Source organism: Achromobacter xylosoxidans A8 (assembly GCF_000165835.1).
Lineage (GTDB): Bacteria > Pseudomonadota > Gammaproteobacteria > Burkholderiales > Burkholderiaceae_B > Achromobacter > Achromobacter xylosoxidans_B.
Genome location: NC_014640.1, coordinates 5,444,301 through 5,458,118, shown reverse-complemented (window position 1 = coordinate 5,458,118; position 13,818 = coordinate 5,444,301). Strand labels below are relative to the sequence as shown.

Below are 13,818 nucleotides of genomic sequence, written 5' to 3'. Positions count from 1 at the left end.
CAGGCGGGCCCCGCTGCTTCAGGCCTGCGGGCGCAGCGCCTGGAATGCCGGCAGGGCCAGCAGGCCCGCCAACTGCGCAGCCTGCACGTCGGCGTCCGAAACCGCCGCGCGCGGCATCAGGAAGTTGACGGTGCCCAGGCAGACTTCGCCATACACCACCGGCACGTTGATGACGGAGCGCAGGCCCAGGCGCTGGATCGCGTCGTGGTCATTGAAGAACTCGCGGATCGCTTCCTCGCCTTCGCCCACGAACAACTTCTGCTCCAGCAGGACGTGGCGGCCCCAGGCGGTGCCGCTCTTGTCCTTGCTGCCGCCGGGCGGATAGGCCTCGGGGTTGGAGCTGTACAGCCGCACCACCCGCATGGCCTGCGCGTCATAGCGGTTGACCGTGCACAGCGTGTGCGCCAGCGCGGCGTGCGCATGGGCATCGATGGCGCGGAAGGCCGCGGCGGGATCGGCGGCGGCGTAAGCCTGGGCGATGGCGGCAACGCCGGCCTGCGCTGGCGGGGCGGGATGGATGCTGACGGTCATTCGGCGGTGATGCCCAGTTCTTTGATCAGCTTGCCGTACTTGTCCGCGTCGCGCGCCAGGATCTGGCCGAACTGTTCCGGCGTGGTCTCGGTCAGCAGCACGCCCATGTCGCCCATTTTCTTGATGACTTCGGGCCGCTTGAGGATCAGGTTGATCTCGCGGTTCAGGCGCGCGGTCAGCTCGGGTGGCATGCCTGCCGGGCCGAAGGCGCCGTACCAGACCGACAGTTCATAGCCCGGCAGGGTCTCGGCCACCGTGGGTACTTTGGGCAGCAGGGGCGAACGCGCTTCCTCGGTGACGGCCAGGAGCTTCAGCTTGTCGTTCTGCACGTGCGGCAGGGTCTGCGTGCCGGCGCTGAACAGCACCTGGGTGCGGCCGGCCACGGTGTCCAGCACCGCGGGCGCACCGCCGCGATAGGGGATGTGCATCATCTTCACGCCGGCGGCCTTCTCGAACAGCGCGGCGCTCAGATGGTTGGTGGAACCCTGGCCGGCGGAAGCGTAGGCCACGGTGCCGGGATTGGCCTTCAGGTAGGCGATGAATTCCTTGACGTTGGACGCCGGCACCGACGGGTTCACCACCAGGGTGTTGGTGACCAGCGCGAGTTCGGCGATGGGCGTGAAGTCCTTCACGCCGTCGAACGGCATGCTGGAGTAGAGCGCCTGGTTCATCGTGTGGGTGCTCATCGAGCCCACCAGCAAGGTGTAGCCGTCGGGCTTGGCGCGGGCCACGAAGGTGGTGCCGATGTTGCCGGACGCGCCCGAGCGGTTTTCCACGATGACGGGTTGGCCCAGCGACTGGGTCAGGCCTTCGGACAGCACGCGCGCCAGGATGTCGGTGGAACCGCCCGCGGCCCAGGGCACGATCAGGGTGATGGGTTTTTCGGGCCAGGCGGCGTGCGTGAGCGCCGGTGCGACCAGCGCCAATCCCAGCGCGCAGGTGCGCAGCAGTCGTTTGAATTGCAGTGTCATGGTGTTTACCCCTTTGCGTAGTGTCCGGTCTGTCTGCCGGTTGGATGAAACAGGTTCAGCGGCCAGCGGCATAGCCCTGCATGCCGCGCGGGTTGGCGCCGGCGCGCAGCAGCAGGCCGCCGCCGGCGGCAGGTTCGCGAGTACAGGCGCTGATGCGGCCTTCCGACCAGTCCGGCCCTACCTTGACCTCGTGGCCCGCCGCGCGCAACGCCTCCAGCGTGGCGGCCGGCATGCGCGATTCCACGGTCAGCCGGTTCAAGGTCAGGCTGCGAGGCCAGAACGAGCCCGGGAAATGATCGACGTGCCAGGAGGGCGCTTCGATTGCCTCCTGCAGATTCATGCCCATGACATGGCGCAGGAAGAACGCCACCGTCCATTGGTCCTGCTGATCGCCGCCCGGCGTGCCGAAAGCCATGTAGGGCTGGCCGTCGCGCAGGGCCAGGCCGGGCGACAAGGTGGTGCAAGGGCGCTTGCCCGGTTGCAACTGGCCCGGCACGCCGTCGTCGAGCCAGGTCATTTGCAGGCGGGTGGTCAGCGGGAAGCCCAGGCCGGGCACCACGGGGCTGGACGACAGCCAGCCGCCTGACGGGGTGGCGGCCACCATGTTGCCGTCGCGGTCGATGACATCGATCTGGCAGGTGTCGCCCACGAAGATCTCGCGCGCGGCCCATTCGGCTACCGGTGGCAGCGCCGCGAAGGTCGGCTCGCCCACGCCGAAGCGGGTGTCGGACGCGGCCAGGGTGCGCACGGCTGCGTCCAGGTCGGGCAGGCGCGGCGCCAATCCGTTCGGGCTGCCGGGCCGGAACTCGGATGAAGCGCGGGCGCCGATGCCGGCCGCGCGTGCGCGGGCGTAGTCATCGCTGAGCAGGGCGTCCAAAGGCACCTGCGCGAAGTCGGGGTCGCCGTACCAGGCGGTGCGGTCGGCGAAGGCCAGCTTGGCTGCCTCGGCCACGTAGTGCACGAATTGCGGCGAGGTCGGCTCCAGTCCGTCCAGGCCCAAATGCCGCAGCATTGCCAACTGCTGCAGGTGGACCGGGCCCTGCGACCAGACCCCGCACTTGGCCACGGTGTAGCGGCCGTATTGGACGGTGAGGGGCTCGTCGTAGCTGGCGCGCCAATCGGCGAGGTCGGACTTGCGCAGCAAGCCGCGGTTGCGCTGGCCGGTGGTGTCGCGCACCGCCGCATGGGTGTAGTAGTCGTCGATGGCATCGGCCACGAAGCCGCGGTACCAGGCCTCCAGCGCCGCGTCGATGCGCCCGCGCCGGTCGCTGCTGCTGGCGTGCGCCTGGTCCAGGATACGGGTGTAGGTGGCGGCGATGGCGGGCGTACGGAACAGCGCGTCGGGCGCGGGCACGCGGCCATCGGGCAGCCAGACCTCGCGCGAACTGGTCCATTCGTCGCGGAACAGCGCCTGCACCGCCAGGATGGCCTGCGAGATGCGCGGCACCAGCGGAAAGCCGTTGCGTGCGTAGTCGATGGCCGGGCGCAGCACGTCAGCCAACTCCCAAGTGCCGTAATCGCGCAGCAAGGTCAGCCAGGCCCCGAAGGCGCCGGGCACGGTGGCGGGCAAGAGGCCGATGCCCGGCACCAGGTCCACGCCCAGGCTGCGGAAGTACGCCGGCGTCGCCAGCGCGGGCGCAGGACCCTGCCCGCATAGCGCGCGCATGCGTTGCTCCTGTTCGCTCCAGAACAGAATGGGCACTTCGCCGCCGGGGCCGTTCAGGTGCGGCTCCACGATCTGCAGCGTGAAGCCGCCGGCGACCGCCGCGTCATAGGCATTGCCGCCGCGTTCCAGCACGCCCATTGCCACCTGGGAGGCCAGCCAGTGGGTGGAAGAGACCACGCCGAAGGTGCCGCGTATTTCGGGGCGGGTGGTGAAGGAAGCGCTCATGGGATCGGTCCGGGCAGCAGGGGAGTGTTTGCAGTATAGGGACATGAAATAACTGGTTTTGTCTTTGTTGGCATAATTGAATAACCAATTGGTTATAGGAAAGATCGTGACCTGGGATGCCGCCCGTCTCGCCAACCGTCTCAAGCATCGCCACCTGACGTTGCTGATCGAGATCGCCCGGCACGGCTCGCTGACGCGCGTGGCGGCCGCGGCGGGCATCAGCCAGCCCGCCGTCACCAAGGCGCTCACGGAGATCGAGGACATCTTCGGCGCGCCGCTTTTCACGCGCACCGGGCGCGGCCTGCAAGCCACGCCGCTGGGCAACCTGGCCCTGGTGCGCGCGCGGCACATGCTCAGCGACCTGGACCTGTGGGCGCGCGAGGTCGAGGCCTTGCACGCCGGCCGTTCCGCGCATCTGCAGGTGGGCGTGGTGCCCTACGTGTCCAGCGCCTTGCTCACTGCGGCGATCAGCCGTTTGCACCAGCGCCACGGCGTCACGCTCAGCCTGCACCGCGCCACCACCGACCATCTGGTGCCGATGCTGCGCCGGCATGAACTGGATTGCATCATCAGCCGCGCCACCTCGACCGTTGCGCCGGACGACCTGATCCATCGCGTGCTGTACCGCCAGCGGCCGCGCCTGATCGCGCACGGCCGGCTCGCGCAGCGGCTGGCGCGGCGCGAACCGGATTGGGCCGCGTTGGCAGCGATGGACTGGGTGCTGCCGGCCGCCAACACGCCGACGCGGCAACTGATCGTGGAGCACTTCATCCGCGCCGAGTTGCTGCCGCCGTCGCCGGTGCTGGAGGCGTACTCCACCGATGTGATCGAAGGCATGCTGACCATGAACGAGGCGTTTATCTCGGTGGTGCCGGAAGACATCGCGCGCGAACTCTGCCAACGCGGCAAGCTGGGCATGGTGCCCTGGGATTTCGGCTGGGAGTTGCCGCCGATCAACCTGATCCGCCGCAAGCGCGAACAGCCGCTGGCGGCCGAGGAGCGCTTTTCGGACATCTTGCTGGATCTGTGCGGCGATGCCGCCGCGCCCTGGGCTCAGGGCGCGGGCGAGTGGCGCTGAACCGCGCCCTTACGCTGCCAGCTTGCCGCGCGCGATGTCCAGCAGCGTGGCGGCGGCCGTCTCTGGCGCCGCGTCGTTGCTGACACGCAGCAGTTGGCACTGCAGAGGCACGGGGAAAGGCTGTGTGGCGCGCGCCAGGCGCTGGGCGATCTGTTCCGCGCTTTCGCGGCCGCGTCCCGCCAGGCGGCGCGCGAGCTGGCCGGGGTCGACCGTGACTTCCACCGCCGTCAAGGCCGGGTAGCGCGAGTGCGCCTGTTCCAGGTGGGCGCGCGAACCGTTGATGATGACCGCGGCGCCGCAGGACAGCCAGGCGTCTATCTCGATACCGATCCCGTACTGCAAGCCATGGCTGGCCCAACGCAACGCGAAGCAGCCCAGGGCGGCGCGGCGTCCGAACTCGTCTTCGGTCAGGCGCAGCGCGTCCTCGGTATCGCCGCTGTCGCGGGTGATGTAGCGATGCGCGACCAGCACGGGCTCGTCGCCGCGCAACTCCGCGCGCAGCAGGCGCAGCAAGGTGTCCTTGCCGCTGCCCGACGCGCCCATCAGGTAGATCAGCCGGGCGCCGTCGGCGGGAACGGAGGGGGTCATGCCGCTGCCGGTCCTTGCAGATAGCTGGCGCCCGCGGCGTCGGTGCTGGAGCCGTCAAAGCCGTAGTGCCGCGCCGCGACGAAGTCCGCGCCCGGCGCAGGCTGCACGTAGACGCTGACGCCGGGCACGGCCATGGCCTGCCCGCGCAAGGGGTCTGCAAAGGCGGCGATTTCGGCCTGCGCCTGGGCCAGCGCCTTGCCTTCCAGCTTGCCGGTCAGGGTGATGTGGAAAACATAGGTTTCGAACACATAGGGGTAGCCCCAGCGCGCCAGCATGGATTGCTGCTCCGGAGTCAGCGATTGCGGCTGGCGGCGGGCGGTTTCGTCGGCCGTGGGCGGCGCGCGCAAAGGGTCCAGGTCGCGCACGGCGGCCTCGGCCAAGGCCTGGATCCGCGCCTGGCCTTGCGTGTCGGACGAGGCGATGCGCCAGGCCAGGAAGCCGCGCAGCGGCTCGCACTCCAGTTCCAGAGAGAACGGGCTGCCGTTAGCGGCCAGCTGGCGCGCGGCCGCGTCGAGCTGCTGCGGACTGACGCCGGGGTTCAGGCGGAAGGGTGGTTTGAGCGTGGCGTGCAAGCCATAGTGGCGCGGCGCCGTGGTCCAGGCATGCGAGTCCGCGTCCTGCCCCGGTAGCGGCGGCAGCGCTTCGCCGGTGTCGGCGCAACGGCCCAGCCAGCGGCTGCCGTGTTCGCGCCAGGGGCCGGTGGGCGCCAGGTAGAGGGCGTAGCGATGTGCGAGCGGCATGGTCAGGCCGCCATGCGCTGGCTGTGGCCGTCGCCGAATGCGCGCGTGGCGTAGCGCAGTTCGCCGCCCACGATCGCGGCGCAGACGCGGGGCAGGCCCGGCACCTGATCGTCCACCACGATGGCATCGGCGATCAGTCCGGGCGCCAGGGCGCCGCGGTCCTTCAGGCCGGCGGCGCGTGCCGGATTCAGCGACACCAGGTCCCAGGCCTGCGCCAGCGGCAACACGCCGTCGTTGGCCAGTTTCATCACGGCGGCCAGCGGGGCAGGGTAGTAATAGTCGGACGTCAGGATGTCGCAGAGGCCGGCGCGGATCATGTCAGTGGCGCTGGGCGCGCCGGTGTGGCTGCCGCCGCGCACGACGTTGGGCGCGCCGAAGACCACGGAATCGCCCAGGTCGCGGGCCACGCCGGCAGCTTCGCGGGTCAGCGGAAACTCCGCCACGCCGCAGCCCAGCTGGTGGTAGTAGCGGCGCGTGGCGGCATCCGGATCGTCGTGCGAGGCTACCTTCAGGCCGGACTCCTGGGCGCAGGCGGTCAGTTCGCGCATAGCGTCGGCCACCGAATCGGCCGCCGACATGGCGGCGCGGATGCGGTCCTGGAAGACGTCGAGATCGCATTCGGCGCGGTTGGCGTACTGCATCAGCTTGCGCTCGTCGCCCAGGCGGCGCGCCATGCTGGGCAGGTGGTCGTTCAGCGCCAGGAAGCGCACGCGGCCGTCGCGTATCCATTGCTGGGCCGTTTCCAGGCCGCCGACGTGGTGCGTTTCGAAGCGCAGGTGCACATAGTGCCGCGCGCCCATCAGGTGGCGCATTCTTTCCAGCGCGTCGAACATGCGTTCGGCGTAGGCCTCGCCGCGCAAGCCGCCTTCCCAGGACAGCGTGACGCCGTGGAATTCGGTGGTGATGCCGTTGGCCAGCAGTTGGCGGTCCACGTCGAACAAGGCGCTGTCATAGGGAAACGTCACACTGGGCCGCGGCATGACGGCGCGTTCGAAGGCGTCGCCGTGCAGGTCCACGATGCCGGGCAGCACCAGCAGATTGCCTGCATCGAACCAGGGCGCGCCGCGCGGCGCCGCGGCGGCGGAGCCTTCGATCAGTCCGCCATGGAAGCGCAGGCTGGCCTGCTCGACGCCGCGCGGCGTCAGGATGCGTTGGCCTGTGACACCGGCCAGGGGCGAGGGGGCGTGCGTGTGTGTGTTCATGGCGTGACGTTAGCGGGATTGCATTACAACCAGATGTCTAGATGAGTTAAGCCGTATGGATGAGTGCTCCGCGCCGCCTGCGCGCGCAGGCGGCGCCTGTATGTCAGGTGTCGTCCGTCACCATCAGTTGCACCATGTCGCCGACGAAGCGGGCGACGCTGTATTGCAGCGGCGCGCCTTGCTGGTCTACGTTCAGGGCTTCTACTTGAAGAATGGGGCGGGTCTTGGGCTGGCCCAGCAGGCGGGCGATCTCGGGCGTGGGCAGCGCGGCGGTGATGCGCGACCACTTGCGCGTGTAGTCGCCGATGCCGTAGTGGGTGTAGACCTTGGAGATCGAGCGCAGGGAAGCCAGGCGTTCCGCGAAATCAGGGAAACGCTTTTCGTCGAAGAAGTGCTCCGACACGCTGATGGGGCGGTTTTCGGCCTTGCCCACGATCTGCACGCGCAACAGCGGCGCGGTACGGGTCAGGCCCAGGTGCTTGGCGATATCGCCCGCGCGCAGGCTCTGGCTGCCCAGGACTTCCTGGTGGCCCAGCATGCCCTGGCTGCGCAGGTTCTCGGAAAAACGCGTGCGCTTGCCGATGGCGTAGTCGATCGCGTGTTCCTGGACGAAGGTGCCGCGGCCCTGCTCGATGCGGACCAGGCCGCCTTGTTCCAGTTCGCCCATCGCGCGGCGGATGGTGTGGCGGTTGACGGAAAACTTGGCGGCCAGCTCGGGCTCGGACGGCAGCTGTTCGCCTGCCGCATAGAGCTTGTTGCGGATATCGTCCGCAAGCGCTTCGCCGATTTGCCGCCAGACGGCGATGCCGGAACCTCTTTCGACCATAGGGTGTGCTCGTGCTGTCACATCAGCTTCATGAAGAATGGCAGTGATTGTGCACCATGAGGCGGCCGCCGCAAAGGCGCTGCGGGCAGGCTGCAACTGTCATCAAAAATTCACGCCAGGCTGTTGAACTTCGTTTTCGAAGCGATCATACTCCATCCAGTCGTCTAGACGTTTAGAGGAAAAAATGGATCACCCCAAGACAGGACAGGATGCGGCGGGCGCGCAACGCGCCGCCTGGATGCGCGTGCTGGCGCTGGCCGACCCGGCCGCGCTGGACGGCGCCTTTTGCGCGCTGGCCGGCAAGCCCGAGCACCGGACGCTGCGTCCGGCGCAGACCGGCATGGCCATGGTGCGCGCCCGCAGCGGCGGCACCGGCGCCCGCTTCAATCTGGGCGAAATGAGCGTGACACGTTGCGCGGTGACGATGGACGAGGGCGTGGTGGGCGTCGCCTATGTGCAAGGCCGCTCGCAGCGCCACGCAGAACAGGCCGCCGTGGCCGACGCATTGCTGCAACTGCCGGAATGGCATGACACGGTGCAGGCCCAGCTGATTCAGCCGCTGGCCCGCCTGCATGCGGAACGGATCGAGCGCCAGGCCCGCGTGGCGGCGCAGACCAAGGTGGAATTCTTCACGATGGTGCGAGGCGAGGACTGACATGCAACAACAGATACAAGCCGCCGCGGCCTCGGGCCGGGCGCTGCTCCCGGGGTTCGCGGACCCGGTCGGCGACGCGCAGGCCACGTTCCGCGCCGCGCTCGACGCGCTGGCCCATCCGGGGCGCATCAACCAGATCCTGGCCGAAACCGGCGTGCCCGCCGGTCTGTCGCCCGCCATGACCGCGCTGCTGCTGACCCTGGTGGACGTGGACACGCCGCTGTGGCTGCCGGAGAGCGTCAGCGCGGACGCGATCGCCTTCCTGCGCTTTCATTGCGGCTGCCCCATCGTGCCGTCGCCGTCGTTGGCGCGCTTTGCCGCGGTGCCCGCTGGCGGCAAGGCGCCGGCGCTGTCGTCCTGCCACCAGGGCGACCCGGCCTATCCCGATCTGTCCACCACCTTGCTGATCGAAGTCGAGTCTCTGTCGGAAGGAGAACCCGTCATCCTCAGCGGCCCGGGCATCCAGAGCCAAAAGGTCCTGCGCGTGGCCGGGCTGCCCGAAGGCTTCTGGCGCGAATGGCGCATCAATCATCAACGCTTTCCGCTCGGCGTCGACGTGTTCCTGACGCAGCAACGGCGGATTTGCGCGCTGCCGCGCAGCACGCGCAAGGAGAACTGACATGTACGTAGCCGTAAAAGGGGGCGAACGCGCCATCCTCAATTCCTACCGCATGCTGGACGACTACCGGCGCGGCGACCGCGAAGTGCCCGAGCTGAGCCTGGAGCAGATCCGCGAACAGATGCCGCTGGCGGTGTCGCGGGTCATGGCCGAGGGCTCGCTCTACGATCCGCAACTGGCGGCGCTGGCCATCAAGCAGGCCGCGGGCGACGTGATCGAGGCCGTGTTCCTGCTGCGCGCCTATCGCACCACCTTGTCGCGCTTCGGCTACACCCAGCCCATCGACACCGGCCGCATGCGCCTGCAGCGCCGCATCTCGTCCACCTTCAAGGATGTCCCGGGCGGCCAGATCTTGGGGCCGACCTACGACTACACCCAGCGCCTGCTGGACTTTTCGCTGGAAGCGCAGCGTGAGGCCGACGCCTTGCCGCCGGGCGGCGAGGCCCTGGACAGCGCCATGCCGCGCGTCACCGACCTGCTGGCGCACGACGACCTGATCGACGCGGAAGCCGTGCCGGAAGGCGATCCCGAACCCTTCGACCTGACCCGCCAGCCGCTGGATTTTCCGGCCTCGCGCGCGGCCCGCCTGCAGAACCTGGCGCGCGCCGATGAAGGCTTTCTGCTGTCCATGGGCTATTCGACCCAGCGCGGCTACGGCAACACCCACCCCTTCGCGGCCGAGATCCGCTACGGCGCGCTGGAGGTGGAAATGCATATCGAGGAACTGGGATTCGCCGTCACCGTGGGCGAGATCGAGATCACCGAATGCCAGATGGTGAGCCAGTTCGCCGGCAGCGCTGAGGAAGGCCCGAAGTTCACCCGGGGCTACGGGCTGACCTTCGGTTACGGCGAACGCAAGGTCATGTCGATGGCGCTGGTGGACCGCGCGCTCAAGGCGCGCGACCTGGGCGAGCGTGCCGACTCCCCGGCCAACGACCACGAGTTCGTGCTCTACCACAGCGACAACGTCGAAGCCTCGGGCTTCGTGCAGCACTTGAAGCTGCCGCATTACGTGGACTTCCAGGCCAATCTGGAACTGTTGCGGCGCATGCGCGCCGAACGCGCCGCGCCCGAGGCCGCGCGCACCGATCTGATGGACGAGGCGGTTTCCCCATGACTACGCAACACGCAACGGTCGAACGCGACGACCACTACAACTTCGCCTACCTGGACGAATCCACCAAGCGCATGCTGCGCCGGGCCTTGCTCAAGGCCGTCGCCATCCCCGGCTACCAGGTGCCCTTCGGCAGCCGCGAAATGCCGCTGCCCTATGGCTGGGGCACCGGCGGCATCCAGGTCACGGCGTCCATCATTGGCGCCCGCGACGTGCTCAAGGTGATCGACCAGGGCTCGGACGACACCACCAACGCCATCAACATCCGCCGCTTCTTCGGCCGCGTCACGGGCGTGGCGACGACGGAGTCCACGCCCGCGGCCACCATCGTGCAGACCCGCCACCGCATCCCCGAGACGCAGCTGGCGGAAGGGCAGATCATGGTGTTCCAGGTGCCCATCCCCGAGCCGCTGCGCTGGCTGGAACCCAGCGAAACCGAGACGCGCACCATGCACGCGCTGGCGGAATACGGCGGCATGCACGTCAAGCTGTACGAAGACATCGCCCAGCATGGCCACATCGCCACCACCTACGACTATCCGGTCATCGTGAACGGCCGCTACATGATGCGGCCTTCGCCCATCCCCAAGTTCGACAACCCCAAGCTGGATGGCAGCCCGGCGCTGATGCTGTTCGGCGCGGGCCGCGAAAAGCGGGTCTACGCGGTGCCGCCCTATACCTCGGTGAAAAGCCTGGACTTCGAGGACCATCCGTTCCGCGTGGAGACCTGGAGCGAATGCTGCGACCTGTGCGGATCGCGCGAGAGCTATCTGGACGAAATCATCCTGGACGACGCCGGCACGCGCCGCTTCGTCTGCTCCGACACCGAGTACTGCAACGACCGCCAGGCGCGGCAGGGCGCGCAACAATCCAACCAGGAGGCCGCGGCATGAACGCCCAACCTTTGCTTTCGGTGCGCAACATGACGCGCACCTGGGACGGCGTGCATGGCTGCCGCAACGTCAACTTCGATCTGTATCCCGGCGAAGTACTGTGCGTGGTCGGCGAGTCCGGCTCGGGCAAGAGCACGCTGCTGTCGGCCGTGTCGTACCAGACCCGGCCGGACGCGGGCAGTGTCTGGTACGACACTCGCGACCAGGGCTTTACCGACCTGGCCGCGTTGCCGGGAGCGCGCCTGCGCCTGCTGTCGCGCACCGATTGGGGCTTCGTGCGGCAGAACGCCAGGGACGGCCTGCGCATGCAGGTCAGCGCCGGCGCCAACATCGCGGAGCGGCTGATGGCCGTGGGCGATCGCCACTATGGCGATCTGCGCCAGGCCGCGGGCAACTGGCTGCAGAAGATGGAGATCGACGCGGGCCGGCTGGACGACAGGCCCACCTCGTTCTCGGGCGGCATGCAGCAACGCCTGCAGATCGCCCGCAACCTGGTGACCCATCCGCGCCTGGTGTTCATGGACGAGCCCACCGCCTCGCTCGACGTGTCGGTGCAGGCGCGCCTGCTGGACCTGTTGCGCCAGCTGGTGGCCGACCTGGGCCTGGCCGCCATCGTCGTGACCCATGATCTGGCCGTGGCGCGCCTGCTGGCGCACCGGACCTTGGTCATGCGCGGCGGCGAGGTGGTCGAAAGCGGCCTGACCGACCAGATCCTCGACGATCCGCAGCATCCCTACACCCAGTTGCTGGTGTCTTCCATTTTGCAGAGCTGAGCATGCCTGAAAAGACTCCCATGATCGAGGTGCGGGGCCTCGGAAAGATGTTCACCCTGCATAACCAGGGCGGCATGCGCCTGCCCGTGCTGGAGTCGGTCGACTTCGATGCGGCCGCCGGCGATTGCCTGGTGCTGGCGGGGCCGTCCGGCACCGGCAAGAGCACCTTGCTGCGCTGCCTCTACGGCAACTATCTGGCCACCGAGGGCAGCATCCGGGTGCGCTGGAATGATGCATGGGTGGAGCTGGCCGGCGCGCCCGAGCAGCGCATCCTGGCTCTGCGCCGCGAGGTCATCGGCTACGTCAGCCAGTTCCTGCGCGTGATTCCACGCGTGTCGGCGCTGGACGTGGTGGCCGAACCCCTGCGTGCGGCGGGGGTGGACGCCGACGAGGCCTGCTCCCGCGCCGCGACCCTGCTGCAGCGCCTGAACGTGCCGCCGCGCCTGTGGGGGCTGGCGCCCGCCACCTTTTCGGGCGGCGAGCAGCAGCGCGTGAACATTGCGCGCGGCTTCATTGCCCGCCATCCCATCCTGTTGCTGGACGAGCCCACCGCGTCGCTGGACGCCGACAACCGCCAGGTCGTGATCGCGCTGATCCGCGAGGCCATGGCCGAGGGCCGTTGCCTGCTGGGCATCTTCCACGATGCCGAAGTGCGCGACGCTGTCGCCACGCAGACGCTGGCCTTGCGTCCCGCCCAACCCGCCCTGGCCGACCTGGAGCAATGATGCAAAGCACCTATCTCACCCATGCCCGCGTGGTGCTGCAGGACCGCGTCCTGGAGGACAGCGCCGTGCTGATCGACGATGGTCGCATCGTCGCCATCGAACCTGCCGGCGCGCGCGCGGACCGCGAGATCGATCTCTGCGGCCAGACCTTGCTGCCGGGGCTGATCGATCTGCATTGCGACGCCATCGAAAAGGAAGCCGAGCCGCGTTCGCGGGTGCTGTTTCCGCTGGATTTCGCGGTGGCCCAGGTCGACCGCCGCAATGCCGCGGCCGGCATCACCACGCCGTATCACGCGCTGTCCTTCGCCAACAGCGAATGGGGCGTGCGCAACAACCAGACCGCGGCGGAAGTGGTGCGCACCGTGCGCGCCTTCCGCCAGCACAGCCTGGTCGACAACCGCGTCCATTGCCGCTATGAAGTCACCGACGCCACCTCGGTGGAGGTGTTGCGCGCGCTGATGGACGAGGGCGCGGTGGACCTGCTGTCGGTCATGGACCATTCGCCCGGCCAGGGGCAGTTCAAGACGCTGGAGTCCTATCTGCAATACATGATGGGCAACCACGCCATGAGCCGCGAGCAGGCCGAAGAAGCCGCGCAGGCCAAGACGCGCGCCAAGGACGGGGCGGTGACGCGGGTGGAGGCGCTGCTGTCGCATGCGCAAGGACTGGGCATCCCCACCGCCAGCCATGACGATGATTCGATCCAGCGCATCGCCACCATGCGCAACCTGGGCGTGGCCATGAGCGAGTTCCCGATCACCCTGGATACCGCGCGTGCCGCGGTGTCCTGCGGCCTGCCCACCATCCTGGGCGCGCCCAATGTGCTGCGCGGCCAGAGCCAGAGCGGCTCGATGCGCGCCATCGACGCCATCCGCGCGGGCGTGGCCAGCTGCCTGTGTTCGGACTACCAGCCGTCCGCGCTGATCGCCGCCGCGTTCACGGTGGCCGCGCAAACCGACCTGACGCTGCCGCAGGCGATTGCGCTGGTCACGCTGAACCCGGCGCAGGCTTGCGGCCTGTCCGACCGCGGGCGCATCGCGCCGGGCCAGCGCGCGGACCTGGTGGCGGTGGCGCAAGTGGGCGCGCAACCGCTGATCAGCCATACCTGGTCGGCGGGACGGCTGGTATTCTCGGCGCACTATCCGCCCGTGCGCGCGGGCGAGCAGCGTACACCCGAGGCGCAGGCCGTGACGGCCTGATCCGGATACTGGA

Annotated in this window: 15 protein-coding genes; 8 read left to right on the top strand and 7 right to left on the bottom strand. The window is 68.6% G+C overall.

The genetic code is table 11. The annotated features are described in order from the left end of the window. Positions 1 to 18: 18 nt before the first annotated feature. The 3 genes from AXYL_RS25175 to AXYL_RS25165 are packed head-to-tail and all read right to left on the bottom strand — an operon-like array spanning position 19 to position 3,393. Positions 19 to 531: a GAF domain-containing protein gene (locus AXYL_RS25175; RefSeq protein WP_013395696.1), complete on the bottom strand. Its 513-nt coding sequence runs from the start codon at positions 529 to 531 to the stop codon at positions 19 to 21. After that, a complete protein-coding gene (locus AXYL_RS25170; RefSeq protein WP_013395695.1) occupies positions 528 to 1,502 on the bottom strand; it encodes a Bug family tripartite tricarboxylate transporter substrate binding protein in 975 nt (324 codons plus the stop codon). The genes AXYL_RS25175 and AXYL_RS25170 overlap by 4 nt, the downstream gene beginning before the upstream one ends. A 55-nt stretch (positions 1,503 to 1,557) precedes the next feature. After that, the gene (locus tag AXYL_RS25165) at positions 1,558 to 3,393 is read right to left on the bottom strand and encodes a gamma-glutamyltransferase family protein (protein WP_013395694.1); all 1,836 of its coding nucleotides are present in this window, start codon (positions 3,391 to 3,393) and stop codon (positions 1,558 to 1,560) included. A 106-nt stretch (positions 3,394 to 3,499) separates the two neighbouring features. Here AXYL_RS25165 and AXYL_RS25160 point away from each other — a divergent pair, with 106 nt between their 5' ends. After that, positions 3,500 to 4,471, top strand: coding sequence for a LysR family transcriptional regulator (locus AXYL_RS25160; RefSeq protein ID WP_013395693.1), 972 nt, complete (start codon positions 3,500 to 3,502; stop codon positions 4,469 to 4,471). A 9-nt stretch (positions 4,472 to 4,480) separates the two neighbouring features. Here the strand turns inward: AXYL_RS25160 and phnN are convergent, their stop codons facing one another. From phnN to phnF, 4 genes are all read right to left on the bottom strand, one after another. Further along, positions 4,481 to 5,059 (bottom strand): phosphonate metabolism protein/1,5-bisphosphokinase (PRPP-forming) PhnN, encoded by a 579-nt coding sequence (gene phnN / locus AXYL_RS25155; protein WP_013395692.1) that lies wholly within the window; start codon positions 5,057 to 5,059, stop codon positions 4,481 to 4,483. Beyond that, positions 5,056 to 5,799 (bottom strand): DUF1045 domain-containing protein, encoded by a 744-nt coding sequence (locus AXYL_RS25150; protein WP_013395691.1) that lies wholly within the window; start codon positions 5,797 to 5,799, stop codon positions 5,056 to 5,058. Before AXYL_RS25150 ends, phnN begins: the two co-directional genes overlap by 4 nt. Positions 5,800 to 5,801: 2 nt before the next feature. Beyond that, the gene (locus tag AXYL_RS25145; protein WP_013395690.1) at positions 5,802 to 7,001 is read right to left on the bottom strand and encodes an alpha-D-ribose 1-methylphosphonate 5-triphosphate diphosphatase; all 1,200 of its coding nucleotides are present in this window, start codon (positions 6,999 to 7,001) and stop codon (positions 5,802 to 5,804) included. 103 nt (positions 7,002 to 7,104) lie between these two features. After that, positions 7,105 to 7,827 carry a phosphonate metabolism transcriptional regulator PhnF gene (gene phnF, locus AXYL_RS25140; RefSeq protein WP_013395689.1) on the bottom strand — a complete coding sequence of 241 codons (723 nt, stop codon included), beginning with the start codon at positions 7,825 to 7,827 and terminating at the stop codon, positions 7,105 to 7,107. 184 nt (positions 7,828 to 8,011) lie between these two features. Between phnF and phnG the strand changes: the two genes are divergently transcribed. From phnG to AXYL_RS25105, 7 genes are read left to right on the top strand one after another with little or no spacing between them, the layout of a single operon-like run. Then, positions 8,012 to 8,482: a phosphonate C-P lyase system protein PhnG gene (gene phnG / locus AXYL_RS25135; RefSeq protein WP_013395688.1), complete on the top strand. Its 471-nt coding sequence runs from the start codon at positions 8,012 to 8,014 to the stop codon at positions 8,480 to 8,482. A 1-nt stretch (position 8,483) separates the two neighbouring features. Further along, on the top strand, positions 8,484 to 9,101 hold the full coding sequence (gene phnH / locus AXYL_RS25130; RefSeq protein ID WP_013395687.1) for a phosphonate C-P lyase system protein PhnH: 618 nt from the start codon (positions 8,484 to 8,486) through the stop codon (positions 9,099 to 9,101). A gap of 1 nt (position 9,102) precedes the next feature. Next, positions 9,103 to 10,218, top strand: coding sequence for a carbon-phosphorus lyase complex subunit PhnI (locus AXYL_RS25125; RefSeq protein WP_013395686.1), 1,116 nt, complete (start codon positions 9,103 to 9,105; stop codon positions 10,216 to 10,218). Next, positions 10,215 to 11,108: an alpha-D-ribose 1-methylphosphonate 5-phosphate C-P-lyase PhnJ gene (locus AXYL_RS25120; RefSeq protein WP_013395685.1), complete on the top strand. Its 894-nt coding sequence runs from the start codon at positions 10,215 to 10,217 to the stop codon at positions 11,106 to 11,108. The genes AXYL_RS25125 and AXYL_RS25120 overlap by 4 nt, the downstream gene beginning before the upstream one ends. Next, positions 11,105 to 11,881, top strand: a complete 777-nt coding sequence (phnK, locus tag AXYL_RS25115; protein ID WP_013395684.1) for a phosphonate C-P lyase system protein PhnK — start codon at positions 11,105 to 11,107, stop codon at positions 11,879 to 11,881. The genes AXYL_RS25120 and phnK overlap by 4 nt, the downstream gene beginning before the upstream one ends. A 2-nt stretch (positions 11,882 to 11,883) precedes the next feature. Further along, complete coding sequence (phnL, locus tag AXYL_RS25110; protein ID WP_013395683.1) at positions 11,884 to 12,606, top strand: phosphonate C-P lyase system protein PhnL; 723 nt, start codon at positions 11,884 to 11,886, stop codon at positions 12,604 to 12,606. Then, the gene (locus AXYL_RS25105) at positions 12,606 to 13,805 is read left to right on the top strand and encodes an alpha-D-ribose 1-methylphosphonate 5-triphosphate diphosphatase (protein ID WP_013395682.1); all 1,200 of its coding nucleotides are present in this window, start codon (positions 12,606 to 12,608) and stop codon (positions 13,803 to 13,805) included. Before phnL ends, AXYL_RS25105 begins: the two co-directional genes overlap by 1 nt. The last annotated feature ends 13 nt before the right edge of the window (positions 13,806 to 13,818 follow it).

Excerpts from the sequence above, each read along its gene's own strand:
- AXYL_RS25175 (WP_013395696.1), bottom strand. The coding sequence starts at position 531 with ATGACCGTCAGCATCCATCCCGCCCCGCCAGCGCAGGCCGGCGTTGCC.
- AXYL_RS25170 (WP_013395695.1), bottom strand. The coding sequence starts at position 1,502 with ATGACACTGCAATTCAAACGACTGCTGCGCACCTGCGCGCTGGGATTG.
- AXYL_RS25165 (WP_013395694.1), bottom strand. The coding sequence starts at position 3,393 with ATGAGCGCTTCCTTCACCACCCGCCCCGAAATACGCGGCACCTTCGGC.
- phnN (WP_013395692.1), bottom strand. The coding sequence starts at position 5,059 with ATGACCCCCTCCGTTCCCGCCGACGGCGCCCGGCTGATCTACCTGATG.
- AXYL_RS25150 (WP_013395691.1), bottom strand. The coding sequence starts at position 5,799 with ATGCCGCTCGCACATCGCTACGCCCTCTACCTGGCGCCCACCGGCCCC.
- AXYL_RS25145 (WP_013395690.1), bottom strand. The coding sequence starts at position 7,001 with ATGAACACACACACGCACGCCCCCTCGCCCCTGGCCGGTGTCACAGGC.
- phnF (WP_013395689.1), bottom strand. The coding sequence starts at position 7,827 with ATGGTCGAAAGAGGTTCCGGCATCGCCGTCTGGCGGCAAATCGGCGAA.
- phnG (WP_013395688.1), top strand. The coding sequence starts at position 8,012 with ATGGATCACCCCAAGACAGGACAGGATGCGGCGGGCGCGCAACGCGCC.
- phnH (WP_013395687.1), top strand. The coding sequence starts at position 8,484 with ATGCAACAACAGATACAAGCCGCCGCGGCCTCGGGCCGGGCGCTGCTC.
- AXYL_RS25125 (WP_013395686.1), top strand. The coding sequence starts at position 9,103 with ATGTACGTAGCCGTAAAAGGGGGCGAACGCGCCATCCTCAATTCCTAC.
- AXYL_RS25120 (WP_013395685.1), top strand. The coding sequence starts at position 10,215 with ATGACTACGCAACACGCAACGGTCGAACGCGACGACCACTACAACTTC.
- phnK (WP_013395684.1), top strand. The coding sequence starts at position 11,105 with ATGAACGCCCAACCTTTGCTTTCGGTGCGCAACATGACGCGCACCTGG.
- phnL (WP_013395683.1), top strand. The coding sequence starts at position 11,884 with ATGCCTGAAAAGACTCCCATGATCGAGGTGCGGGGCCTCGGAAAGATG.
- AXYL_RS25105 (WP_013395682.1), top strand. The coding sequence starts at position 12,606 with ATGCAAAGCACCTATCTCACCCATGCCCGCGTGGTGCTGCAGGACCGC.